This window comes from Microcoleus sp. Pol7_A1, from assembly GCF_036701085.1.
In the GTDB taxonomy this organism is placed as follows: domain Bacteria; phylum Cyanobacteriota; class Cyanobacteriia; order Cyanobacteriales; family Microcoleaceae; genus Microcoleus; species Microcoleus asticus.
On the sequence record NZ_JAUBQD010000013.1, the window covers coordinates 39,901 to 63,876 of the forward strand.

21 protein-coding genes are annotated in these 23,976 nt (G+C 45.6%); 6 read left to right on the forward strand and 15 right to left on the reverse strand.

The genetic code is table 11. The annotated features are described in order from the left end of the window. Positions 1–359 precede the first annotated feature (359 nt). Both QUA20_RS10265 and QUA20_RS10270 read left to right on the forward strand, forming a co-directional pair. Positions 360–2,363 (forward strand): cation:proton antiporter domain-containing protein, encoded by a 2,004-nt coding sequence (locus QUA20_RS10265; protein WP_333188416.1) that lies wholly within the window; start codon positions 360–362, stop codon positions 2,361–2,363. 488 nt (positions 2,364–2,851) lie between these two features. Further along, positions 2,852–4,513: an alpha/beta hydrolase gene (locus QUA20_RS10270; protein WP_333188419.1), complete on the forward strand. Its 1,662-nt coding sequence runs from the start codon at positions 2,852–2,854 to the stop codon at positions 4,511–4,513. A gap of 916 nt (positions 4,514–5,429) precedes the next feature. On the opposite strand, the gene ilvC is transcribed toward QUA20_RS10270, so the two are convergent. After that, a complete protein-coding gene (gene ilvC, locus QUA20_RS10275; protein WP_333040067.1) occupies positions 5,430–6,479 on the reverse strand; it encodes a ketol-acid reductoisomerase in 1,050 nt (349 codons plus the stop codon). Between the two features lie 307 nt (positions 6,480–6,786). Between ilvC and gloA2 the strand changes: the two genes are divergently transcribed. Together gloA2 and QUA20_RS10285 are read left to right on the forward strand one after the other, a co-directional pair. Then, complete coding sequence (gene gloA2 / locus QUA20_RS10280) at positions 6,787–7,173, forward strand: SMU1112c/YaeR family gloxylase I-like metalloprotein (protein WP_333188422.1); 387 nt, start codon at positions 6,787–6,789, stop codon at positions 7,171–7,173. A gap of 42 nt (positions 7,174–7,215) precedes the next feature. Next, positions 7,216–8,508 (forward strand): endonuclease/exonuclease/phosphatase family protein, encoded by a 1,293-nt coding sequence (locus tag QUA20_RS10285; protein WP_333188425.1) that lies wholly within the window; start codon positions 7,216–7,218, stop codon positions 8,506–8,508. Between the two features lie 35 nt (positions 8,509–8,543). Here QUA20_RS10285 and QUA20_RS10290 read toward each other — a convergent pair whose 3' ends face one another. From QUA20_RS10290 to QUA20_RS10310, 5 genes are all read right to left on the reverse strand, one after another. Further along, positions 8,544–8,744, reverse strand: a complete 201-nt coding sequence (locus tag QUA20_RS10290) for a VOC family protein (protein WP_333188428.1) — start codon at positions 8,742–8,744, stop codon at positions 8,544–8,546. A 166-nt stretch (positions 8,745–8,910) separates the two neighbouring features. Then, entirely contained in the window at positions 8,911–9,975 is a 1,065-nt protein-coding gene (locus tag QUA20_RS10295) for an aldo/keto reductase (protein ID WP_333188431.1), read from the reverse strand. A gap of 71 nt (positions 9,976–10,046) precedes the next feature. Continuing rightward, on the reverse strand, positions 10,047–10,568 hold the full coding sequence (locus QUA20_RS10300) for a hypothetical protein (RefSeq protein WP_333188433.1): 522 nt from the start codon (positions 10,566–10,568) through the stop codon (positions 10,047–10,049). Positions 10,569–10,751: 183 nt separating this feature from the next. Beyond that, complete coding sequence (locus tag QUA20_RS10305; protein ID WP_333188434.1) at positions 10,752–11,168, reverse strand: hypothetical protein; 417 nt, start codon at positions 11,166–11,168, stop codon at positions 10,752–10,754. 200 nt (positions 11,169–11,368) lie between these two features. Continuing rightward, a complete protein-coding gene (locus QUA20_RS10310) occupies positions 11,369–12,553 on the reverse strand; it encodes an L-dopachrome tautomerase-related protein (protein ID WP_333188437.1) in 1,185 nt (394 codons plus the stop codon). 115 nt (positions 12,554–12,668) lie between these two features. Between QUA20_RS10310 and QUA20_RS10315 the strand changes: the two genes are divergently transcribed. After that, positions 12,669–12,836, forward strand: coding sequence for a hypothetical protein (locus QUA20_RS10315; protein WP_333188440.1), 168 nt, complete (start codon positions 12,669–12,671; stop codon positions 12,834–12,836). On the opposite strand, the gene QUA20_RS10320 is transcribed toward QUA20_RS10315, so the two are convergent. The 5 genes from QUA20_RS10320 to QUA20_RS10340 form a co-directional block, all read right to left on the reverse strand. Then, positions 12,820–13,137 (reverse strand): SDR family NAD(P)-dependent oxidoreductase, encoded by a 318-nt coding sequence (locus QUA20_RS10320; protein WP_333188443.1) that lies wholly within the window; start codon positions 13,135–13,137, stop codon positions 12,820–12,822. The genes QUA20_RS10315 and QUA20_RS10320 overlap by 17 nt on opposite strands. A 503-nt stretch (positions 13,138–13,640) precedes the next feature. Further along, complete coding sequence (locus tag QUA20_RS10325; RefSeq protein ID WP_333188446.1) at positions 13,641–15,323, reverse strand: dynamin family protein; 1,683 nt, start codon at positions 15,321–15,323, stop codon at positions 13,641–13,643. 14 nt (positions 15,324–15,337) lie between these two features. Next, positions 15,338–17,416: a dynamin family protein gene (locus QUA20_RS10330; RefSeq protein WP_333188449.1), complete on the reverse strand. Its 2,079-nt coding sequence runs from the start codon at positions 17,414–17,416 to the stop codon at positions 15,338–15,340. 33 nt (positions 17,417–17,449) lie between these two features. Then, positions 17,450–17,782 (reverse strand): DMT family transporter, encoded by a 333-nt coding sequence (locus tag QUA20_RS10335; protein WP_333188451.1) that lies wholly within the window; start codon positions 17,780–17,782, stop codon positions 17,450–17,452. A gap of 199 nt (positions 17,783–17,981) precedes the next feature. Then, on the reverse strand, positions 17,982–18,503 hold the full coding sequence (locus tag QUA20_RS10340) for a pentapeptide repeat-containing protein (RefSeq protein ID WP_333188453.1): 522 nt from the start codon (positions 18,501–18,503) through the stop codon (positions 17,982–17,984). A gap of 223 nt (positions 18,504–18,726) precedes the next feature. On the opposite strand from QUA20_RS10340, the gene QUA20_RS10345 reads away from it, so the two are divergent. Further along, positions 18,727–20,265 (forward strand): SagB/ThcOx family dehydrogenase, encoded by a 1,539-nt coding sequence (locus QUA20_RS10345; RefSeq protein WP_333188457.1) that lies wholly within the window; start codon positions 18,727–18,729, stop codon positions 20,263–20,265. A 43-nt stretch (positions 20,266–20,308) separates the two neighbouring features. Here QUA20_RS10345 and darG read toward each other — a convergent pair whose 3' ends face one another. From darG to QUA20_RS10365, 4 genes are all read right to left on the reverse strand, one after another. Further along, positions 20,309–21,343 (reverse strand): type II toxin-antitoxin system antitoxin DNA ADP-ribosyl glycohydrolase DarG, encoded by a 1,035-nt coding sequence (darG, locus tag QUA20_RS10350; RefSeq protein ID WP_333188460.1) that lies wholly within the window; start codon positions 21,341–21,343, stop codon positions 20,309–20,311. 25 nt (positions 21,344–21,368) lie between these two features. Then, the gene (gene darT / locus QUA20_RS10355) at positions 21,369–21,995 is read right to left on the reverse strand and encodes a type II toxin-antitoxin system toxin DNA ADP-ribosyl transferase DarT (RefSeq protein ID WP_333188463.1); all 627 of its coding nucleotides are present in this window, start codon (positions 21,993–21,995) and stop codon (positions 21,369–21,371) included. A gap of 85 nt (positions 21,996–22,080) precedes the next feature. Beyond that, the gene (gene mnmE / locus QUA20_RS10360) at positions 22,081–23,466 is read right to left on the reverse strand and encodes a tRNA uridine-5-carboxymethylaminomethyl(34) synthesis GTPase MnmE (protein WP_333188464.1); all 1,386 of its coding nucleotides are present in this window, start codon (positions 23,464–23,466) and stop codon (positions 22,081–22,083) included. A 50-nt stretch (positions 23,467–23,516) separates the two neighbouring features. Continuing rightward, positions 23,517–23,726 carry a hypothetical protein gene (locus tag QUA20_RS10365; RefSeq protein WP_333188467.1) on the reverse strand — a complete coding sequence of 70 codons (210 nt, stop codon included), beginning with the start codon at positions 23,724–23,726 and terminating at the stop codon, positions 23,517–23,519. Between the last annotated feature and the right edge of the window lie 250 nt (positions 23,727–23,976).

Below are 23,976 nucleotides of genomic sequence, written 5' to 3' on the forward strand. Positions count from 1 at the left end.
TCTGGGAATATATGTCTGTGTCCCCTTGCATTTGATACCTAAATAGTGGTGGACACAAGTAGGATCAAAAACCAGGTTTCGGCGTTAACGTCGATCGCTCACAACCTGTTATTTTGACTCTTAACCGGCTTTTTGTGCCTCCATAAAAAATATAGTTTTTTTAATCGGAGTTCGCGATCCACCCAATTTCTAATCATCAAACCCATATTTTACCAATAAACCGAGTTGCTACCGCCCAGTCCTACTTATTACCAATTACGCTGTAATTAATTGAGAATACCTCTTTAGATTGATAGACATTTTGATTGTTTCCTTTTAAATATGGTAGCAGTTCGCTGCCAATATTTAGGGTGAAATTTATGTTAACTTCCGGGCCAATTACCGCCCCCGTTCCCGTTTTTCTAGTTCTTTTAGCAATCATGCTACTCGCGCCGCTGTTATTTGAGCGCTTGCGACTGCCGGGAATAGTCGGTTTAATTATTGCTGGCGTAATTGTCGGGCCCAACGGTCTAAATTTGCTGCAGCGAGACGCTACTATTGTTTTGTTAGGTACTGTAGGATTGCTGTTTTTGATGTTCCTAGCGGGACTGGAAACTAGCCTCGACGACCTCAAACTCAATGCGGACAAAGCTGTCATATTTGGGCTGGCTACTTTTTCGCTACCGATGATATTGGGAACGGGAGCGATGCTGCTGTTGGGATATAGCTGGCTGGCTTCAATTTTAGTCGCTTCTTGTTTTGCTACGCACACGCTTTTAGCGCTGCCAATTCTCAGCAAATTGGGATTGATGCGAACTCAGACTATTACTACGACTTTGGGCGGGACTTTAATTACGAATGTGTTGGGGCTGTTGGTGCTGGCAATTGTTGTCAAAGCTTTCAAAGGAAATCTCACTCTCGATTTTTGGCTGGTTCTCATTCCATCTCTTGCTATCTACACTTTTGGTACTTTGTGGGGAGTTCCCAAAATCGGTCGCTGGTTTTTTAAGAAATTCGGACATGACGAAAATGCAGAATTTATATTTGTATTAGCTACCCTGTTTGTAGTTTCTTACGCAGCAGAACTAATTGAGATTGAAGCAATTATTGGTGCGTTTCTATCAGGAATTGCCATTACTCAAATTATTCCCAAAATGAGTCCCCTGATGAATCGGATTGAGTTTATTGGCAATACGCTGTTTGTGCCGTTTTTTCTAATTTCTGTGGGGATGTTAATTGACCCGCTAATTTTGGTGAAGCAGCCGCAGTCTTTGTTGGTGGCTGCGGTGATGATTTTAGCTGAGGTGGTGAGCAAGTTTTTGGCAGCATGGCTACCGGGGAAATTATTTCGTTTTGAGTTTCCCAGCATTATGGTAATGTTCGGTCTTTCTGTTGCTCAAGCTGCTTCTACTTTGGCTGCGATTACGGTTGCTTTTGACATTAAATTGGTCGATCGCGTAACGGTGAACGGCATCATTGCCATGATTTTAGTAACTTGTGTCGCTTCTCCTTGGATTGTATCTCGGTGGGGTCAACAAATGCAGCAGCCGGGGTCGAGTTTGCCGGCTGCTACTTCGGGAAAGAATTCATGGGGACATCGAGTTTTAGTGCCTGTTGCTAATCCGAATACGGAAGATAATTTGCTGCGTTTGGCTTTGATTTTAGCAAAAAGCTCTCAGGGAACTTTGCTGCCGCTGCATATTTTGTCCGATCGCGGGGAAGCAATTTCGCCCGCAGATAAAATGCAGCAAACTCAACTTTTGACGGCTGCTGAAACTGTGGCCCATGCTGCTGCTTGTGCGGTTGAACCGATTGCGAGGATAGATGATGCGATCGATCGCGGAATCCTGCGGAGTGCAACCGAACGCGAGGCTAGTTTAATTGTTTGCGGTTGGAAGGGATTTTCCACGACTCGCGATAATTTTTTTGGCAGCATCATTGACAATGTGGTGAGGCGATCGCCCGTACCCGTACTGATTGCTCGATTTCCCGATCCTATCCAGAATACAGCCAGAGTTATTTTGGCGGTCACTGACAGCGAGTTAACTCAGTTTGGATTTCAGGAAACGGTGGATATTGCGAAGAGTTTGGCCGACGAACTCAAGGCGACTTTGCAAGTGGTGTTGGTGGCGACAAAACGGGAACAAAGCAACAAAAGTGCGGCGGAGGTGGAAATTCTTTCTGAGATACCAGTAAATCGGGTGCGGGGAAATTTTATCAAGCTAGTTTCGCAGCAGTTGTTAGAACACGATTTGCTGATTTTAACAGCAATTTCTCACCAACAGAAATTGTGGGAACAACCGGGAGCTCTTAAAGAACCGGAAGCGATCGCTCGGGCTCACCCAGATATTTCCATGCTTGTTGTTTATTTTCCTGTATCTTGAGAAAAATATAAACCGCAGATTACGTTATGAATCTGCGGTTTATATTTTAGGGCTAAAGCCAACTGGCAAATTAAACAAAGGTATGTAGTTGCGCTTTAGCGCTCTTTCTTAGCTTAGGAAAGAGCGCTAAAGCGCAACTACATACCTAAAATTTAAGCCCTATTTGTGACAATTGTGTAAGTCTTATATTTAATCCTAATCCAACGGAATTGCTACCAAAATTTCCGCACCTTGGCGCGGTTCGGAAATACACTAGATCCCTCTTTTCACTCGCGAAGTTTGTATTTTTTGGGCTGCCGATTAAAAAATCCTTCAACTCATCATCATTAGCACCCGCACAAGAAGTGTACTTAGGTACGGAATGGGCGATCGGCAAGTAAATATGCCCAGAGGCCTTGACGATCGCGCCTCAAGCCAGACAATTTTTCGGCATAGGGAAAAATTTTGAGAATATGGTGATATATCTCCTCTAGTTCAATAAGGTAAAAATGAGCATCAGACCAGCTTTCAGATGGTTTTCTTCGGTGGCGAGTGTTTTGGGTTCGATCGCGATGGACACTTTCAGTGCTGTGACATCTACTGTAAAACCGGCAGAAACGGTTGTTGTTGTCCGCAAAGGAATTTTAAAATTGTCAATATCGGTTGCAGATTTGCGCGAACTCGCAGAAACAGGAAAAGTCCCCGAAAAACTGCAAGCCTACGCCAATCTCCTGTCCTCCGAACAGCGCAGTAAAATCTTTCGGGCGCTGCAAGCGAAAATTCCCCTCAATGTAGTCGGGCTGAGCAACTTGCTAAATACGGGCATCGGCACTGCAATCCTGACGGATTTGACTACAGTCATACCCAGGCGCGACGGTGGCGGTGTGGAAGCGCTGCGATCGGCTCTGGTGCAGGGAGCGAAAGCCCCAGAAGGCTTATCGGTATTGAGTTTCATTGAATCTTATCCCAGCTCGCGCTTGGTGGTGGATCTCGATCGAGCTTTCGCAGTTTTGGGAAATTTGAACGTAAGTTTTTGGCAAACTCAGCGTTTTATGACGGCGATCGCACCTCAGTTAGCAGCGGTTAAACCTGCCCTGAACCTGCCTTTCGACCCGAGCCAGCGCGGCCCTAATGGCGTGCGGGTACGGGCGCTAGATTTGAACGATAGCGCCCGCAATCGACCTATTCCGGTTGATGTCTACTGGTCGAGAGCTGCGACAGCCGACAAACCGACGATCGTCTTTTCTCACGGTTTGGGTTCTGTGCGCACGGATTTGCGCTACTTAGCCGAGCATTTGGCGTCTCACGGCTATGTGGTAGCAGCTTTAGAACATCCGGGAAGCAATGAAACGAATACTAATGCTGCGATCGCGGGTAAGTCTACCTTGCTAGCTCCTCAAGAGTTTTTAGACCGTCCCAAAGACATCAGTTTTGTGCTCGACGAACTGACAAAATTGAACCAAACTGATGATAATTTGCAGGGGAAAATCGCGATCGACCGATCGGTAATTATTGGCTATTCCTTCGGCGGCGCTACAGCCTTGTCCTTGGCCGGCGCCGAACTGCAATTGAGCGGACTCAAACAAAGGTGTCAGGGGGATTTGATTGGGTTCAGCTTGGGCGAAGGCATTCAGTGCGCCGCGGCCGCATTGCCCGAAGAACGGTATCAATTGCGGGATGCGAGGATTAAAAGGGCGATCGCCATGAATCCGATCGCATCATTATTATTTGGAGAAACGGGTTTAAGTGCAATTCAAATTCCCACCTTAATAGTAGCATCTTCTGCCGACAAAACAACTCCCGCCTTAGCCGAACAAATTGCCAGCTTTCCGAAAATTCCATCTCCTAAATGGCTAGTCGGTTTTGTAGGAGGAACCCACTTAAGCGTCAAAGATCCGAGTACAACTTTAGACCAAGTTCGCAGGCCGAGTACAGGAATTACTGGCGATGAACTTGTCGGCGACCAAGCTGTTAGCATACGCAATTATATTAAAGCTGTAAGTTTGGCCACGGTAGCTCAACTAACGGCAGAAGCTGACAAATATGCAGTTTTTCTAACATCAGAATACGCGCAATTTGCTTCCACACCGGCAATCCCAGTGCGACTGGTAACAGAAATTTCCCCGGAAATTAATGCAGTCGTGCAAACTTTTATTCAAGGGAATAAGTAGTCATTAGTCATTAGTCATTAGTCATTAGCTAATAACTAAGGGTTAAGACTTGTACTAAAACGGATAAACCGGGTTTTTTAACAGGAATTACACTTGCATATGTATATTTAGGGTGGGCAATGCCCACCTTATACCAATCCGCACTAACAACCCCTTTATAAGACTCGGCGATTGAAATCGCACTCTGCGCTTGCCTGTCGTCCCTCTCTGCGGACTAATAAATAAAGGAAATATTTAAGCCGGATGTCGTATTGCGACCTAGCAGCCTTTCCTTTTGTGTGCGCCGCCGCTTAGACCCAGGGTGTATGTTTCTTCTTAAGCTGTTTCTGATATATTTTGTCCGTGCAAGGGCAAAATATAACAAAGCGCTTTCACAAACTCTACTCCCAAACTGCCATGCCTAAAAAAAATTTTATCCCGCTGTTGCTTCTGTTTATAGCGCTGTTTACCCTTTACGGTGACAGTTTAACTTTTCTCCCCAAACCTGTAAGAGATACTAGCGTGGCAAGTCGAAAGTTTTTCGTCGGGTTGTGGCCATCATGGGTGAAGCCGCAAGATTCAAACAAGCAAAGGGATAAGGAGATTGAGAACTTGGAAAAAAGCCCTAGTCCCAGTAGATAGTTTCGATCTACTCACGAGAAACCCGGTTTGTCTAACAATACCTAGCCATTTTCTTGTAGGTTGAGTTAAGCAAAGCGAACCCTACGCTTCGCTTCGCCCAACCTTACGATTTTAGATTTTAGAGGAGAGATTTTTTATCGACTCTCTAATCTGTAATCGATTAAACTTAAGATTTGAGATTTTCCTCCAAGCGGTAAGGTGCGCACTGCGCACCCTACATAATTAGGTTCTGCGTTCAGGACTGTTTTAGATTGGTTCTCCCATCTAAAATCTAAAATCTAAAATCTAAAATTGATTAAGCGTGCTTTTTCAACCAGCTAAACATAGCTCGCAAATCTTTACCAACTTCTTCAATAGGATGTTCTGCTTCCTGACGGCGCATGGAGGTAAATCCCGGTTTGCCGGCTTGGTTTTCCAGAACGAATTCGCGGGCAAATTGGCCGGATTGAATTTCGCTGAGAATTTTGCGCATTTCGGCGCGGGTTTGATCCGTGACGATGCGGGGGCCGCGAGTTAAATCGCCGTATTCTGCGGTATTGGAGATGCTGTCGCGCATTTTGGCGAGGCCTCCTTCTACTACTAAGTCAACGATAAGTTTAACTTCGTGCAAACATTCAAAATAAGCTAATTCCGGTTGGTATCCGGCGTCAACTAAAGTTTCAAATCCAGCTTTAATTAATGCGCTCAAACCGCCGCACAAAACTACTTGTTCGCCAAAAAGATCCGTTTCTGTTTCTTCGCGGAAAGTCGTTTCCAGGATGCCGGCTCTGGTGCCGCCGATACCTTTAGCATAGGCCATTGCCCGATCGCGCGCTTGACCGGAAGCATCTTGATATACTGCAAACAAACTAGGAACGCCTTCCCCTTGTTCGTAAGTCCGCCGCACCAAGTGTCCGGGGCCTTTGGGGGCAACCATTACTACGTCTACATTGGCAGGGGGAACAACTTGGCCGAAGTGAATGTTAAAACCGTGAGCAAATGCTAAAACATTTCCTTCTGAAAGGTTCGGTTCGATTTGTTCTTTGTAAATAGTTTTTTGAACTTCATCGGGCAATAAAATCATGATGAAGTCAGCGGCGGCGGCTGCTTTGTCTACGGGGTGAACTGTTAAACCCGCGTCGGTTGCTTTGGCGGCAGATTTGCTACCGGGATACAAACCGACAACGACATTCATGCCGCTGTCTTTGAGGTTCAGGGCGTGGGCGTGTCCTTGGGAACCGTAGCCGATGATAGCAATCGTTTTGTTGGCTAAGAGGTCTAGGTTCGCGTCGGTGTCGTAATACATACGGGCCATAGTGCTTGTCTCCTGAGATGCAAATTGGGTGATTGACTGCAAAACTCTCATTTTATCAAAGTAGGGTACTTTTTTTTGCAGAATTTTTCAGATTAAGATTTCGACGGGGAAAATAAAGGGCGATCGCCCTGAATCTAGCAGGGTTTGTCGCCGAGTCTGCGATCGTCAAATATAATTGTTAATAGCGTGCTGTGCATTTGGGAAAACCTCACATCTTGCACCATTCTCAAGAACAGGCAAGATACCTGTTTCACAAAGAGTGAATTTTCTCGCTTCACAGGCATCTTGCCTGTTCATAAAAAGCTGATTGAGAATGGTGCAACATCTCAGACAAACGCAACTAACTAACTTTTTTAAGATGAAAATAAAAGCAATACATCATGTCGCGATTATTTGCTCGGATTACGAAGCGTCGAAGAAATTTTATGTAGAAGTCTTAGGATGTTCCATTATCAAAGAAACTTTCCGAACCGAGAGGAATTCTTACAAACTAGATTTGCGAGTCGGCAACGGCGACACCATCGAGCTTTTCTCATTTCCCCATCCTCCAGAAAGAGTTAACAATCCTGAAGCTTGCGGTTTGAGACATTTAGCTTTTGCAGTTGAGGACATAGAAGCATCCGTTGCTTACTTAAAATTCCAACAAGTAGAAGTAGAAGAAATTCGCTTTGACGAGATTACAGAAAAACGTTTTACCTTTTTTAGAGATCCCGACAACTTACCGTTAGAAATTTATGAACTTTAGAGCAACAGCCAAGGTAAAAAAGCTTAGCAAAAAGGGTAAATAATGGACAGTATTATCAGAAACACAATCACGATCGGATTGCCTGCTTTAATGCTATTTATAGCTATAGCAGCTACAGGTAAAACAGGTGAGGCAGCCGTTTGGTCGGGTTTGGTCAAAGTAGGCGGTTCCTTTGGTATGCTGATCGGTTTAGGTGTGTTGGTATTTGTAGGATTTGTTGCCAATTCGTTTAGTTATTTTGTGGTAGATAGCTTGCTGGTGAGATTTTATCAAAAGCGGCGAGAGTTGGAACAGCCAGAACAACTGGTAATAGAAATTGATAAATTGCCGATTACCAACGACCTCAAAATTAAGCTGAAATGGGCGGTACTGCACAGCATACCCAACAAAAACCTTAGCTTAAAGCACGTAATTTTAAAATGGTTTATTATCGCAGCAACTGTAAATGCCCTATTTTCAATAGTCGGTTATTTAGGAAAAATCAACATTTTTTTTGAATTGAGTTCTCATTTTAAACTACAATATCTGCTGGTTAGTTTCTCTACTTTGATATTCTTCGCTCTGGTGCGCTCAAAAAAAAGATGGTTGCTGGTGAGCGCATTTTGCATTATCATTAATTTGGCGGAAATTGTTCCTTGGTATTTTCCAGCGCCAGCATTTGCAGGAGCAACTCCCGCACAAAACTTGCGGATTTTGCATTCAAATGTTTTAACGAATAACCGACGCTATTCTGAGGTGATATCGCTGGTAAAAGCAGAACAACCTGATATCGCGGTTTTTGTAGAAGTCAACCCGTCTTGGGCAAAAGAGTTAGCGGTTTTAAGCGAGATATTTCCTTACTCTTGCCGTTATCAAGAATCTGAGAGATTTGGCAGTGCCATCTACAGCAAGCTGCCTTTAAACAATCCCTCTGTTAAAGCCTTTTCAAAGCAAAGAAAGAGCTTGTTGGCGGATGTTCAATTTCAAGGTAAAATCATTTCTCTGATTCTTGCTCATCCGACTGTGCCAATCAAACAGCACAGTTTTATCGATCGCAACCAACAGCTAACAGGCATCGGCGAGTATGCAGCCCAAGTAAAAAATCCGCTAATTGTGGTTGGGGATTTCAATACCACAATGTGGTCGCCATTCTACAAAAATATGGTAAAAACCGGAAACCTGCGAAATGCCCGATCGGGCTTTGGCATTTTACCGACTTGGCCGACTTTTATGCCGCTGGCTTATATTCCGATCGATCACTTTCTAGTCAGCCAAGAAATTGGTGTTTTGAAAATTCGTACTGGCCGCAATGTTGGTTCGGATCATTTGCCGTTAATTACAGATTTGGTCATTTGAAAACAGGATTTGATATTTTCTAACAAATTATTGATTCACTTAGGACTAAAGTTAACTGACAGCCTACAGGTCGATTCCAGTGTGCCAGTTGGTCTTAGTCCTAAAAGTAACAATGCGAATTTTTGACCTTCAACCGTGATATCCGAAACAGGTTCAAACGAGAGCGCTTTCCTATAGAAATCATGGGAGCGATCGGCATCTTTCACCATCAATGCAATGGCTCGAATTTTTTGCATTTGTATAGGGGCATTATTCAATAACTTTCGAGTGCTTTATCTAAATTCTAGGCAGCCCCGATCGCAGCCAGATGCGAAAAAACTTGGGGAAGATTTCCCAAATCCTCGCCGCTAGGCTACGTTTGCTCGGCCTCAAGTATAGATGTGCTGATGAATAAAAAAGCACTTATCCTAGCCACGATGGGTTCATGGCGGTACTGTCAAATTGGTTGGTAGTTTTATACAGTTCGTATTGCCCTTTTGCCGCCGCCTCGCGAGTGCGATTCAGCATTGCTGCAACTTGTGCTCGATCCATCGGCTTAAACGTGCGAGCAGCCTCTAACGCTTGATCGAGGAGTTGCATACTATCAATGCCAGTAATCACCACTGAAGTAGGCAGATTCATCGCATAGTGGAGACATTCGATCGGACTTACTGTATTGCTTCTAAGCACGTAGGGGTCGCCCATAGATTTCATCCCCAATACACCTATTTGGTTCTTCACCAGCACCGGCAGAACTTGTTGCTCAAAACTTCTAAAATGAGCATCCATCACGTTCAGCGGCATCTGTACCGCGTCAAAACGGAAATTGTTTTGAGCGGCAATTTCCAGCACTCGCAGGTGAACCAAAGGGTCTTTGTGTCCTGTAAACCCGATGTAGCGAATCTTGCCCGCCTTCTGCGCTTCCACTACCGCCTCCATAGCCCCGCCGGGAGCAAAAATGCGATCGGGGTCTTCCATCCGAATAATTTCGTGATGCTGCATTAGGTCGATGCGATCGGTCTGCAACGCCTTCAGCGACTCATCAATCTGCATCATGGCAGCGCCCTTCGTGCGGCCGTCAATCTTGGTCATCAAAAACGCCTTTTGCCGGTAGCCATCCTTGAGCGCTTGCCCCATCCATCGGTGGCTGCGCCCGTTGTGATAATCCCAGGAGTTGTCCATAAAATTGATGCCGCGGTCGATCGCACTGCGAATGAGCTTAATACTTTCTTGCTCCTCTCGAAGCCGTCCGATATGGTGTCCCCCCAAGCCGATCGCAGACACTCGTTCTCCCGTGCGTCCCAGCGTCCTGTAACTCATCTCACCGCTTTGAGTTTGAGCTTGGGCAACTGCACTTTCAGCGTATACTTGAGCCGGTTCATCTTGAGCTAACAAAGGTTTGAAAAACCCTTCGGAAGCTGCCAGCCCTGCTGCAACTAAACCCGAAGCAGAAGTTAGTTTTAACAAATTGCGTCTGCTGATATTCATAAATTTCTCCTTGTAATGTCGTGTGGTTTGAGGATGTTGCAAAAACACTTTTGATGCTGGGCTGCAACCTGTCATCTAGTTAGTTGCGCGATTTCAGGAGTGAGCCGATCGTGCGGACGATTCGGCGAAGTCTCACCCAGTAAAGAAATCAGCAGCGCACTGAACCCGATTAAACTAAGAACGAAGTTTGCAGCGTGTGCAGATTCCCACTGGCTGCGCAGCCGCAGCCAGTCCGATGGTATAGATTGAGCGGTTGCCTGCTCAATTACAACATTCACAGGCTCGATGAATAGGAAGAAGACCACCGGGAAAGCCAGCGCCAAGCAGATTGTGCCAATTAATGTCCAGTAAAAAACTTGCCGGTGTTTGCGGACAAGGAACGTTAATACGGCTGCCGATGTCAGCATCCCAAGCGTGATGAACGCACCCGGACCGGGAATTCCCAAGTATCGGTACAGAGTATTTTGGAGCGTCACGTAGAGCGGCCCGTCATACTGCATTTTGGCTGGCAGTTCTAACGCATGGGAGAACTCCAAACCCATGAAAAGTGCAACAAGAATAATAGTAATAAAGCGCCAAATTCTCAGAAACACGGTTAATCCTCTTCTGTTTCATAAAGTAGTTTGTAGGCATTGCTCATAAATCCTTCAAAGTTTAGCGTTTACTACTCTCTGGCGTTAATGACTGAGTAAGCAAAACTGGGCGATATCCGTGAAAGCAGAGCTAAACTTTTACTTTTCCCAACCTCTATCTCAAAGCATCGCCCTCTATTCCTTTCAAAGTTTCAGGTGTGGCAGAAGTTGAGTTGCTAAAAGAAGAATTGGAGCGATGCAGTCTATCTCAACTTTGCTACGAAGCTTTTCTTCTAGCTCACCTGCATCAGTATCACTCAACTGAATACGCTGCGAGATTCCTGCATTATTGATTAATAAGTTCAAATTGGGCAAATGAGCAAGAGAAGAGGAGTCGTAGATATCGAGGTTAGCAATGACCCAACCGCCATCGTGGAAATAGACCAGCACGGGGAAGAAGCCTTGTCCCTGCGGCTTGTAAATACGCGCCAACAGATCGCCCGCTGGGCCTGGTATGAGTTGATGGCTGAGATCGCCAACCATTTCCACTGCGGGTTGTCGGCGTTTGGCAAGCACGCCCATTACTGCATCTGTCGGCGTGGGGTTGTTGCCAGCGTTCATCGGGGACTGTTTCTCAATAGGCGGTACTTTTTCACAAACTCCTCCAATAAATAATAATGAGCCGTGCGATCGCGTCTTTCCAACGAACGAGCGCGCTTTGCGTGTTTGAGGCTACTTTTCTAGCATTGACCGCCACCGATCGCGCGATCGCCCGCAATGCCAACGCGCTTACTTCACTGGGTGACTGCGAACAGGGTAGTTCACCGCAGTGCTACAGGTTGAGCGTTAATCCGAACTCGAAACAGGCTGTAGGGTTTCTGCCGCAAATCCTGACCGTTGTGATACCTGGCTTGGCGATGGAGTTGATTTGCCGTGAAATAAAGATAACCATCCTGCGCCACTGAAAGGGTGTCAGGCCACAGCACTCGCGGGTCATGCACCAGCCGTTCGATCGTGCCGTCTGGCAAACGACGCTGTATCGCATTCTGTTCGTAGTTCGTCAGGTAAATGCGGTTTTGAGCATCCGACTCCAAGCCATCGGAAGCTCCTCCCTTCTCGCCGCGATCCACTACAGTCTTTCCCACCTCTTGGTCAGACAACCGCTCATCCGCTAGCGCATCAACATCAACGCTGTAGAGCCGTCGTCCGGCAAGCGGACAGTAGAACAATTGCTTCCCATCGGCACTAATTGCAATCCCGTCGGCACCCATCTTGATTGGGCTGGGCGGTTGACCCGGTTGACGATTCATAATAGGCATCCCTTCCACACTGGGTAGAAAATTGGGGACTGCTTTCGTGGAAGGATGGTCGTTCAACCGCCGCCAACTTCTGCCGGAGTCCAAGTCAACCACAATAATTCCATTGGGCCCCTTGTCGGACGAGTCGGTGATGAATGCCATTCCAGCCTTACCTCGTCGCAGATCGAAGCGAACATCGTTCAGGTAAGTTGTTGGCAATGCCACATTTGGGGGAAAGACAATGGTTTTGAAAACCTGGTTTTGCTTGAGATCCACTCCGACCAATTTGGCTCCACCGGGCGGAGCGGGTGCAAAGTTGACGCTGCCGGTATCCAAAATCCACAAGCGATCGCGCGGGTCAACCACCACACTTTGAACCGAAAGCAGAGACTTTGATGGGTCGCTTGGGTTCGGGCGATTCATTTCCGGATTAGGATACGCAACAGTCTGACCATTTTTGACTTCGGCAACAGTGTACTCTACGCGATCGCCCCATTTGGGAAAGTTCACGAAGATGCGTCCGCTTTGGGAAACAGTAACACCTGTAGGCATGGGACCGTTGAAGACTGCGACGGGTTCGATCTCGCCAAGTGTTTGCTCTCTGGGCAGCGTTGTTAGATCGATCTTGGCGGGTTGAGACTGGGCATAAACAGCAGAGCCGAGAAAACCGACGACTGCAAGAAATAGTAGGAGTTTAAGGAGCTTCATAGAATACCTTCTTTATATCGATGCCATGAAATTTACTAAAAGGAGATTGCGGATCAAAAAGCTTTGGACACGCCGATTGTCGATCGAACCATCAGAATCTGTTACCAAAAAAATAATGATGAAATTTCTAGTTTTGAGAGCTACTAAACTCGTCAGCGAAGGCTTTCGACTCAATAGCATCGTGACTGCAAAAAAGTCTCACGTCTTTACTGCGATCGACCTCCATCATCCACTGGTAGGCGCGCAGACCCTGCGTGCAGCGTGGATTAGCGGCATTCAGTAAACTCGCCGCCGACGCCGACACCTGCACCGATCGCGATCGCATCTACGGGTCGTCCTGTCTTCTGAATGTGGTTGTAAAGCGTCTCAACCCCACCGTCAGTGGCGAGGTCAGTCTGTACTGTCTCGACTTTGGGGATCAGTCCCTTAAAGCTTTTAGTAGCCTCATCAATACTTGAACCAGTCGATGTCACCAAAAGATCGAAGCCGTTTCGGGCAAACTGTTTGGCGGGTTCGTAGCCGATGCCGCTAGAGGCACCCGTCACGACAGCCAACGGCCGGGTCAACGAACAGTTTCTCACCATATAAAATCCTCTGTAATTGCTCCACGCTCGTTTGTCTAGGATTGCTTCTCTCTCTACCAGACAATCTTTGTGGAGTGGGGGCTTTCAATTCTTACAATCCTAGGGAGGCAACTGTGCGCTCGCATCTTTCCCAGGACATACCACCCAAGGACATATTGGTAGTGTCTGTTTGAGGTTACTTTTGTAGAATTCCGTCTGTGCAATCGCACGGCAACTCAAGCACTGCGAAGCGTCTTCACTCACAGCCGTTCTTCCCCAGGTAGTTCTGCATACTAAGTATTATTAAGGCTTTCACTGGTTGAGAATTTCAATACCACAATGTGGTCGCCATTCTACAAAAATATGGTCAAAACCGAAAATTTGCGAAATGCGCGATCGGGCTTTGGCATTTTAGCGACTTGGCCAACTTTTATGTCGCTGGCTTATATTGCGATCGATCGCTTCCTACTCAGCAAATAAATTCATATTTTAAAAATTAATACTGGCAGCAATGTCGGTTCGGATCATTTGCCGTTAATTACAGATTTCGTCATTTCCAGGCAGGATTCGATATTTTCTAACAAATTATTGATAAACTGTATCTGGTATTCCTGAATATTTGTCTTTAGCAGCTCTTTGCTGTCTTGAAAACAGATAACTTTTCCGGCGATTTCCTTGTAGTGTTGCAGCATGGAAAAAGTATCGGTGCTGAAGCGAGCGAGATAGTTTTTAGCAGCCTCGCTGCAAATTTCCGTTACTTGATTGAGATAAGCTTCTGACGATTCAGGCGGCTTTTCATACACAGTTCTTTTATTCAAAATATAGCTAGCACCGCCAACTACTGCGGCTCCCACAGGCCCGCCCAACAGCCAACCTAAGCCGGTGGCGATCGCCACTGGAGTTACTTCGCCCTCGATCGACTTTTGAGCTGGAGGCGGCGGCGGCTCCGGTAAACTGACTTGCGGGGATGGAGGAAACGAAATCAAAAGTGCGATCGGCTGTTCTTTCTCAAAGAATTCGCAAGCTTTATTTACCCATTCTGCGATGGTTTGCTGCTGATGTAAGACCTCTCGCTGAAATTTTAGCTTCCACGCATCAAAACTCCCTTCCTGAAGCGACAGCGCCATTTCCGATTGATACCGCTGTAGAAGTGTGGGCTGGTAAAGCCAAATCTCGAATTCGGAAACGCTGGCGTGAAAGCCTTTTGATATCAATTTCTCGGCTTTTTGTTTAATTTCAATTCTGTGCTCGTGCTTTTGTTGAGCTGCGGCTATTTCTGCGGTGACAGTTTCAGATTTCCCTCGGAGAGATTGGCAAATTTTAGTAGCTATAGCTTCAATTCTGGGCAACTTAACTGCTAGTTGTTCCTGTTGAGCTGCCACAATACTTTGCAAAGCCGATTCAAACGTGGCAATTCCTGTAGTTTGGGCGGCCGCCACATCTCCTTTCAGCCTCGCCCTCAAAGCAGGCAAAGCATCGACGCGGTAGATATTGCTGATATTGTTCGGTAAGTTGGAGCGAAAACTTTCGGCAACAAACAACAACCGATTGTAAACTTGTTTTTGGTCGTCTGGTTCGAGTAGATTGAGAAAATTGGCAACAAAGAGGACAGTGTTGATGTTGCGATCGCTCAACCAATCTCTCAAGTTCTCTCGTTCGCCTAAAGTCATCAATTTGCGAGCATCTAAAACCTGCACAACCAAATCAGCCGTTAGCAATTTATCCCGAACCAAATTATCCTGTTCTTCCCGATCGTTGGTTCCCGGCAAATCCAGCAATTCCACACCCGTTTTCAGGAATGGATGGGGACAGTAAACATTCACGGCCGCCACATCATCCCGCATTTGTCTCGCGTCGTCAAGGATGGCGTAGCGTTTCAACACATCAGTCCCCGGTTCGCTAATTTCCGTGCCGTCTTTCAGGGTAATTTTTGCGTGCAATTCCTCGCCGTAGTTGACATAAATGGCAGCACCTGTAGTGGGCACAAGGTCGATCGGCAAAGCACGATTTCCCAGCAAAGCATTGAGCAAAGTTGACTTGCCGTAATTAAACGGGCCAAAGACAGCGATTTGAAAAGTTGGTTTGGCGAGATAGTCGCAGATTGAGGTGGTATCTCGATAAAGTTGGGAGTTTTTATCCAGTTCGAGGATGCCGAGTGCTGATTTGAGATTGTCGGTCAGGTTTTGATAAGTTTCGGGTTGTTGCATATTGTTGTTTTATTTCATTTCGCGGAGGCTAGGAAACCTTGATATAGCGATTCTATACTCTGCGACTGGGCAGAAACATCAGCCTCCAATTTTTTCAAACGCTCAGATTCAGCCTGACAATTAATCTCGCGAGATTCCTTTTGTTCAAGCAAATTATCTAATTCTGCTTTCCGAGAATTAATATCATCATTCATGCGATCGCCCACTTCCCGCCCGTAAACATCAAAACACTCTTTCACAGCATCGTGAATCGGCTGCCACTGCTCTTGAGCCACTTGCGGCAGATATTTCACCAGCTCTTTTTTCGCCGCTTTCACCAACTGTTTGTGAGCTCCGTCTGCTTGCAAAACCCCAACACCCATCCCCAACAAAGCCAAGTACAGCGGCCCCAAAACAATCCCCGTAAAACTAGCAAAAATCGTACTGACGCTCAACACAGTAATTAAATTGAGCAGGATATTTTTCCAGTCAAAACCCGCTCCTGCCATAGCTACGCCCGCTAGATTTCCGGTCGTTAATGAAAACAATCCCATTGCCCATTTTGCCCAAGATGGCGAATTATCTTCCTTCGAGTTGCTGACTGCTGCCGGTATTTTTTGCCCGGTCAGTTTTTCGGTGATTTTTTCAGTCACTTTCGTGTAAGATGCTCCGTAATTTGCCGCACTTTTCGATAGCTGCGAAAATGCTGAATTCATCTCTTGTTCTGCCGTGAGAGTCCAAGCTGCTAGTTTGTCGTTGATGTACTGCTCGAATGCTCGTTTGAGCGATGCTTCAAAAGCTTCTCGCTTGTCTTGGCTGAAGAAATCCAGAAATCTCAGCTCCGGTTGATACCGCAAGAAATCTGTTTCAAAGGTATTTTCTAAGTTGAGAACGTAGGCGCGGAAAGAATCTGCGATCGCCCGCGATTTACTATCTCTAACGCCGATAATTTCTTGTTGAAATTCATCGCGAATTTGAGTCAGCTTCTTAAACTCCGGCTCAACTGAATTAATCTTTTCCTTCAATTCATTGACATCGCGATCGAGTAATGGTAAACGGCGTCCAACAGCTTCGCGGACGCGAGCAGAAATTTGACGCGCCAAAGTCCTCGCCGGACGCAATTCCGAAATCGCCCTTTCCTGGGTCAAAAACGTATTCAGTGCCGCCATGAATTCGGGAAAACCAGTTCCTGCCAAATCCGCATCCGGGTTTTTGATCCGCAACCTCAATGCCTTAATTGAGGTAATCGCAAACACTCGTTCGTCGTAAATATCGTGTCCTTCTGTTAAACAATATTCAGCCAAATTAGCTTGAAAAACCCGCCGCAGTTTCCCTTCTGCTTCTGCTAATTCTTCAGAATCGTCCGGGTCAATCAAACTTTCCCGCACCTGATCCCAAGCATTGATCAGAAAGAAAATGCTCAAGCCGCGATTTTTGATGTAATTTTCTAGATAGCGTCTTTCCCCCATCGTGCAAGGCTGAGTTGCCCTGAGTACGAACAAAATAGCGTGGCAGTTGTTGATGTAACCGAGAGATAATTCATTGCGCGCTTCTGTATCGTTCAGTCCGGGACTGTCTACTATTTCTATGCCTTTTTCTAACAAAGGTAAGGGATATTCTACTACAGCGCAGTCGATATCTGGAAATGCTGGTTTCTTTTCTTCTTCTAAGCGTTTTGCCTCAGCGGTGTCAATTGTGTAGTTCTGTTTAAAACTTTTAAAATCTAGCTGTTTTGGGCTTTTGCCGTCATTGAAATAAACGGTAACTTTTTTTTCTGAACCGTAGCGCAAAATCGTCAGCAAAGCTGTACAGGGATTTACATCGCTGGGCAGTAAGTTTTCGCCGATTAAGGCATTGAGAAAAGTGCTTTTACCGCGTTTCATGTCGCCTAAAACTAGCAGCCGAAAAACTCCTTGGCGCAAATTTTTACTGGCGAGATTGATGTCGGCGCTGTCGGTTTCTAAACCGAGTTTTCCCGATGCTTCGGCTCCGGCTAATTCTGATTGATTGATGGCTGTGGCGATGTTGCTGAGGCGATCGGCAATTTCTCGGCGGACTGCGGCTACTCGCTCTAAATCGTTGAGAAAGTTGCTAGTTTCGACTTTAAGGTTCATGGGTATTTCCTGAGAATTTCCGGCTTGGGCTTTTCAACTTCTGTCTTCTTCAATAAACATTTTGTAAGCGATCAAAGCAATGCCTCCAACTATCAGCGCGGCTGCCAGCCAAGATGCTATGCGAACTGCAACAATAACAGCAATAACAATGCCTGTAAATTGAGCGGCGGCTATAATTTTTCGGCGCCACTGTTTGAGTTTCCCGTTAACTTGGCTGTCTGGTTCTTCGTACTTGCTCGTTAGATGTTCTGGCACTGAACGGTCGATTTCGGCTTCTAGTTCGCGCAGTCGAATTTCTTGTTCGCGCTTCCGCAGTTCTTGTTCTTTGTGCCGGAGTTCTCTGGCTTTTTTGTCGGGAGAGTTCATAAATTTTACCCTATTCCCCACGGAAAAAATGTGTTATTGATTGTCAATGTTGGGGAGTGATAAGTTTTTTACAACTGTAACTCACATTTTCTGCCCTGTCGAGAAATGTTAAGAAATTTTAAAAAGGGCGATTCCCTACGGGATAGCTACGCTTCACGACTAATTAAGCCGATCGCCCTAGACTAGGCGCTGCACATCATCAATATCCTTCGGGGCCGATAGTAGTGCGATCGCACTCAGCTTCCGACAGATCGACCAAGCGCGATCGAAATAAGTTGCAGCCCGCTAATTGAGCTTTGGTTAACTTTGCTTTATCCAAATTAGCTCGGCTCAAATCTGCATATCTCAAATCGGCATTCGTCAAATCTGCATTGTACAAATCCGCACCTTGCAAATTGGCTTTCTGCAAATTGGCACCTTGTAAATTGGCGTGGCGCAAATTTGCTCTGGATAAATTTGATCTTGATAAATTTGCTTCCGACAAGTTGGCTTGATAAAGTTGAATGTCGCCCAATTCAGCATCTTGTAAATCAGTTTTATAAAGATTGGCTTCAGTCAAATTTCCGTAGGGCAAATAAGCTCGCCTCAGAACGCTACCAGAAAGATTTATTTCTGCTAAGTCTGCTTGAAACAAGTTATCTCCACTTAAGTCAACTGCGTTAAAGTTTCGCTTGCCCTCTGCATACTGAGCGAGCAATTCCTCAGCGCTTAGCTTTTGCATTTTCACCCCTCATGACGACAGCTAATGCAGTCAATTTATAACGATAATTAATGGTTATTTTACTGCGTATTTATACTTAGGCATATTCTTATGTTAAGCTTATGTAACAACGCTCGCATTTTTTCTAATATTTTTTTTATATTTGTCAATTTCTGCCTTGCTCGACCAGTAAGCGGTTAGTAATGTCAAGATCGAGAAACCAAAGTCAATCCTCTACTGAAATATGCCAGAACTTCCTCCTTCCATTGCTCAGCACTACCACGAACGGACGAAATACGATCCTGAAACCCTTGCTGCCAAAAGCAAACAGCTAGATTGGACAGAGCAACCCGTGCCGTTCAAAGAATATAAAATAGGAGCGTATTTTGACCTCAAGCCTTATCTAAAAGACCCCTCGGATGATTCCGATGCCGATCCCGATGCGGTTTGGTGGCATCGGTTATCCAGCTTGTTGCTGTGCAGCTACGGGTTGACGGCGAAAGTGCAAACGGTAGACGACAGCTACCTGTATTTGCGATCCGCACCGTCGGCGGGCGGGCTCTACCCAGCAGAGGTTTATTTAATATCCCGCGGCACTGCGCAGTTGCCGGCGGGACTTTACAACTATCAGTGCCGAACTCATTCACTTGTTCATTTTTGGGACAGTCAAGTTTGGCCGACCTTGCAAGCAGCTTGTTTCCAGTCGCCAGCGCTAGAAAATACGCAATTGGCGATCGCGATTACCACTGTTTTTTTTCGTTCTTCTTGGCGTTACGAAGACCGAGCTTATCGGCGAATTTTCCTAGACACCGGTCATTTACTGAGCAATATTGAATTAGCTTGCGCCGTCAACGATTACCGACCTCACCTGATTGGAGGATTCACTGACGAAGCTATCAATGAATTACTGTACATCGACTCGGAGCAAGAAGGAGCGATTTGTGTAGTTGCTTTAGCCGACTTGCTAGATATTGACCAAAACTTGCCTAAATTTAAAACAGCTTTGCCCGGAAACACCACGACAGATTACCCGCAAATTTCCGAAGGTAAACTGTTAAAATACCTTCACAAAGCGACGCATTTAGAATCCGATCCTACCGGAGCGGACGGCTGGAAACTTGATGAGAGTGAAGGGGAATTAGAGGATAAATACAACTTTCCCTTTTGTACTAAAGTTTCGACGGTCACTCCTTCAATTCCTTGGGGAGTGAACCTGGAAACTTTAGAAAACACTATGCTTAAAAGGCGTTCTACCCGTGCTTATACAGGTGCTTCTTTGAGCTTGGGCGAACTGCTAGCTATGCTCGATTTTACTTATCAGCCGCAGCACTATATCGACCAAGGATTAGACGGTTCTCCCGACTATTTCGATCTAAGCTTGATCGAGACTTTTATTGCTGTTTCGGGAGTGAATGGGTTAGAAGAAGGCTGTTACTATTACGCTCCGAAAGCTCAAGAATTGCGGCAAATTCGGTTTAAAAATTTCCGCAGGGAATTGCATTTTTTGTGTTTGGGGCAAGATTTAGGCAGAGATGCGGGGGCGCTGTTGTTTCACACGGCGGATTTGAACAGGGCTGTAGCAAAATATGGCGATCGAGTTTACCGCTATTTGCACATGGACGCGGGTCATTTAGGCCAGCGGTTGAATTTAGCAGCTATTCAACTGCGTTTGGGTGTCAGCGGTATCGCAGGCTTTTTTGACGATCGCGTCAATGACGTTCTGGGTATTCCTGCGGGTGAGGCTGTGCTTTATATTACAAGTCTGGGAAGACCTCGATCGTAAGAATTAGTCATCAGTCAGCATTAGTCAGAAGGCAGAAGGTATTCTAAAAAAACCAACTCTGCTCGCGAAGCCGCTGCCACGCTTTGCGGATATGTTGAGGCTTAAATAGTTCGCTCTTGCGAATGTTCCATTCGCGTACAAGTTCGATCGCTCTTTCGCAATCCTCTGCTGCTTCCCTATTTTCCCTAGCAACCCAGTGAACAGTTGCCAACAGTTCCATGCCGTAAGGAGTTTCAAAACCATTAATTAACCCGCTCACACGCTCTAGTCTAACATTAGCATCAGCAGCATTTTGTAAAAAATCCCGCGCGGCTATTTTACCTTCAGACAACACATAGATTTGTGCCTCTCGGCTTCTGTCTCCATAACCTCGAATATAATGCCCTTCCAGCTTCTGTAAAACATGATTGAGATTATTTGCATAAGGCCCGTACTTTTCTTTCACATACTGCAATTTTAGTGGTTCACCTGCTACCTGAAGAAAATAAGCTAGCTTTTGAATTTCCAGCATTGTCAAGCGATAGCCAGGAATTCCGTACAATTCGAGCAAGCTAATAAATAAGGCACGAGCGCGAGTCATTTGGGGTTTTTCGGTGGCCACCCGCATTGAATCAGCTTGCGGAGTAGCCTGCGGTTCAAACAGCAAAACTTGCACATTTGGCAGTTCCGAAAAAGCTGATTCAATTAGCGGTTTGACTGTCTTCCAAGACAAGCCACCATTCCCGCAGCCTAGCGGAGGAACGGCAATAGAAGTGATGCCTAATTGCTTTACTTCCTGAATCAAAGCTTTTAGTCCAGTTTGAATATCTTCGATTTTTGATTTGCCTCTCCAGTGACGTTTAGTCGGAAAATTAATAATGTATCGGGGATTAAATAGATTGCCCGAAGATACTACAAACATTCGACCCGGCTGCATTTCACCGGCGCGACAAGCCTTTTCATATTGGCGGAAGTTTTCGGGATAAGCCTGCTTGAACTGCAAGGCAATTCCTTTGCCCATAATTCCCACACAATTAACTGTGTTCACTAAGGCTTCTGCATTTGCTTCTAAAAGGTTGCCTTCCTTGATTTCAATCACTTTTACTTCCAGGTTTTTATTTATTCTAATAATACCAATTATTTTGCACTATTACGGAGGGTTTATGCGTAAAATTTTGTAAAATATTTTCTGTTTTTGCTTTGATTGTAGAATTGATGACGCCGATTTCTGTGATTAACTCCCAAGGGAAAATGTTTCTAACTAAAAACTCGGCTTGACGCCTGCGTTTTCGGTCGTTGTCTTCATTTGTATCAAACCAATAACGAGATTCCATAACATCCCAGTCGATCGCACCTAGATAGTTGAGGTCGTCAAAAAAATCGGTGAATCCCATCACTGCATGACCGTCAGTAAAAACAAAATCTAAACCCCTAATGTCTATCTCAAATACATCAGAAACTAGGTGAATAACTGCTGCTTGACCTTGAGTATAGTTTAATACATTGCCCTGATTAATGGTGTATAACATCGGAGATCGCGGTGCAAAATAAAAGGGAACATAATCGTGCAGTACGCCACCTGCACCGCAGGGAACGCGGATTCTAGCGCGACGATCTTGGATATTTTCGTAGGCGATATTAGTGTAGTTAGTTCCTGTCTCAAGCATAACGTTGTAAGCTAACAATCCACCTTCAGAAATAATAGATTCTAGATTGTCAATGGGGGTGATGTGGTAGATAGGTAATGGCACTGCTGTTATCTGTTGGCTGTTTCAGGTTTAACACATAATTATAATATCTGTTTGGCAGTTAAAGATAAATAATCTTTTACCATTGCTATTTGCCAATGCAAAATCTGCTAAATATTCTGTCTAGCACTGATTCGGTCACTTCTTCGCCCGTAACTTCCCCCAATGCTTGAATTGCACCGCGCAAATCTATTGTCCAGAAATCTAAAGGCAATTTATTGCTCATCGTATCCGTGCATTGTTCCAGAGAAATTTTAGCTTTAGTTAACGCTGCTGCTTGCCGCTGGTTGATTGCTAAGTCTGAGTTTGCTGCTTGCAAATTTTCCCCGCTAACGGCATCTAAGATTGCTGTTTCTAAGTCTTCTATGCCTCGATCGAAGGCGGCGGCTGCGGCAACTATTGGATGAACTTCAGAGGAAAAAGGTAGTTCGGGGATTGTTTTTACTAGGTCGATTTTGTTGATAATTATAATTAGCTGGCGGTGCTTTACTTGTTCGTAAATTTCCGAATCTTCCTCTGTCCAACCCGATTCCGCGTCAATTGTCAACAACACTAAATCGGCTTGTTTGGCTGCTGCGCGCGATCGCTCAACGCCAATTTTTTCTACCTTGTCTTCGGTTTCCCGAATTCCCGCAGTATCGAGTACCTGCACCGGAATTCCGCCCACAACTAGCTGCGATTCTACTACATCCCGCGTCGTACCGGGCAAATCCGTGACGATCGCCCGATCGCTCCGGCTCCACGCATTCAACAAACTCGATTTTCCCACATTCGGCCGCCCGACAATCGCTACTTTCAAACCGGTTCTCAACAATTCTCCGCGATCGGCCGTTGCCAAAATTGTTGACAATTCCGCCAAAATATGATTTATTTCCCAAGAAGTTTTAGCTTCATCTAAAGGCGGTAAATCTTCCTCAAAATCAATTCTCGCCTCAATTTCGGCCAGCACGTCCAAACAAGTTGTTCTCAATTTGCGGATCGGTGCGGCTAATTTTCCCTGCAAACCAGCCAAAGCACTTTGCGCAGCAGCAGGCGATTTTGCTCCCACCAAATCTGCAATACTTTCAGCTTGAGTTAAATCGAGCCTCCCGTTCAAAAAAGCCCGCAGCGAAAACTCTCCCGGTTGCGCTAATCTCGCCCCCTGTTCCAAACACAACTGCAAGACTTGCTGCACGGCCATAATACCGCCGTGACAGTGAAATTCCACCACATCTTCGCGAGTAAAAGAACGCGGTGCTTTCATAATTAACAATAAAGCTTCATCGACTAATTCTTGAGTTTTGGGGCGACGGATGTGACCGTAAAGAATGCGGTGAGACTCCCAGATTTGCAGTCCTGGGGCGCGAAACAGAGTTTCGGCAATTTTTAAGGCTGCGGAACCGGAAACTCGCACAATGCCGACGCTGCCTTGTTGGGGAACTATGGCAGTGGCGATCGCTGCGATCGTTCCTCCTTTTGTTAGTGATTCAGACATTTTTATTGTTCACACATTTAAAAGTTATCTCAATCTCCTGTTTTTGAGTATCAGGCAATTGCTTCTCGATATTGGAGAGTATAAATCTCTGGTTTGTTATTCAAAAAATTAAAATACCCGCCCTTTTGGGCAAGCTGCACGAGTTCCTGAGTCAAAGGGTAGGGGATATTTTTTAATATCTTGCCTGCGAGCGCTAATTGCTCGTCGGCTGCGAGAGACAAGATAACTTGAATTAGGGATTCAACCAGTTGTACGTTCATTTGACTGACCTCCGGCTTAGTTGTTAAATTATACCTATCTCATTGGCAGGATAAACAATTTTAGCGATTTTTTTCTAAGATATTAGAATAGGGCTACCGCCGCACTTGAGTTGGATCGTCAATCCGAGCGCCCGTTTGCCCAATAAGTCGATTTGAGATTTAAGATTTACTCCACAGATCAATCTGGGAGCTTGAACAATAATCTAAAATTTTGGGCGGCTCACGACTCCTGTCGGAAAGCAAGTATCCG

Excerpts from the sequence above, each read along its gene's own strand:
- QUA20_RS10265 (WP_333188416.1), top strand. The coding sequence starts at position 360 with ATGTTAACTTCCGGGCCAATTACCGCCCCCGTTCCCGTTTTTCTAGTT.
- QUA20_RS10270 (WP_333188419.1), top strand. The coding sequence starts at position 2,852 with ATGAGCATCAGACCAGCTTTCAGATGGTTTTCTTCGGTGGCGAGTGTT.
- ilvC (WP_333040067.1), bottom strand. The coding sequence starts at position 6,479 with ATGAGAGTTTTGCAGTCAATCACCCAATTTGCATCTCAGGAGACAAGC.
- gloA2 (WP_333188422.1), top strand. The coding sequence starts at position 6,787 with ATGAAAATAAAAGCAATACATCATGTCGCGATTATTTGCTCGGATTAC.
- QUA20_RS10285 (WP_333188425.1), top strand. The coding sequence starts at position 7,216 with ATGGACAGTATTATCAGAAACACAATCACGATCGGATTGCCTGCTTTA.
- QUA20_RS10290 (WP_333188428.1), bottom strand. The coding sequence starts at position 8,744 with ATGCAAAAAATTCGAGCCATTGCATTGATGGTGAAAGATGCCGATCGC.
- QUA20_RS10295 (WP_333188431.1), bottom strand. The coding sequence starts at position 9,975 with ATGAATATCAGCAGACGCAATTTGTTAAAACTAACTTCTGCTTCGGGT.
- QUA20_RS10305 (WP_333188434.1), bottom strand. The coding sequence starts at position 11,168 with ATGAACGCTGGCAACAACCCCACGCCGACAGATGCAGTAATGGGCGTG.
- QUA20_RS10310 (WP_333188437.1), bottom strand. The coding sequence starts at position 12,553 with ATGAAGCTCCTTAAACTCCTACTATTTCTTGCAGTCGTCGGTTTTCTC.
- QUA20_RS10315 (WP_333188440.1), top strand. The coding sequence starts at position 12,669 with ATGATGAAATTTCTAGTTTTGAGAGCTACTAAACTCGTCAGCGAAGGC.
- QUA20_RS10320 (WP_333188443.1), bottom strand. The coding sequence starts at position 13,137 with ATGGTGAGAAACTGTTCGTTGACCCGGCCGTTGGCTGTCGTGACGGGT.
- QUA20_RS10325 (WP_333188446.1), bottom strand. The coding sequence starts at position 15,323 with ATGCAACAACCCGAAACTTATCAAAACCTGACCGACAATCTCAAATCA.
- QUA20_RS10330 (WP_333188449.1), bottom strand. The coding sequence starts at position 17,416 with ATGAACCTTAAAGTCGAAACTAGCAACTTTCTCAACGATTTAGAGCGA.
- QUA20_RS10335 (WP_333188451.1), bottom strand. The coding sequence starts at position 17,782 with ATGAACTCTCCCGACAAAAAAGCCAGAGAACTCCGGCACAAAGAACAA.
- QUA20_RS10340 (WP_333188453.1), bottom strand. The coding sequence starts at position 18,503 with ATGCAAAAGCTAAGCGCTGAGGAATTGCTCGCTCAGTATGCAGAGGGC.
- QUA20_RS10345 (WP_333188457.1), top strand. The coding sequence starts at position 18,727 with ATGCCAGAACTTCCTCCTTCCATTGCTCAGCACTACCACGAACGGACG.
- mnmE (WP_333188464.1), bottom strand. The coding sequence starts at position 23,466 with ATGTCTGAATCACTAACAAAAGGAGGAACGATCGCAGCGATCGCCACT.
- QUA20_RS10365 (WP_333188467.1), bottom strand. The coding sequence starts at position 23,726 with ATGAACGTACAACTGGTTGAATCCCTAATTCAAGTTATCTTGTCTCTC.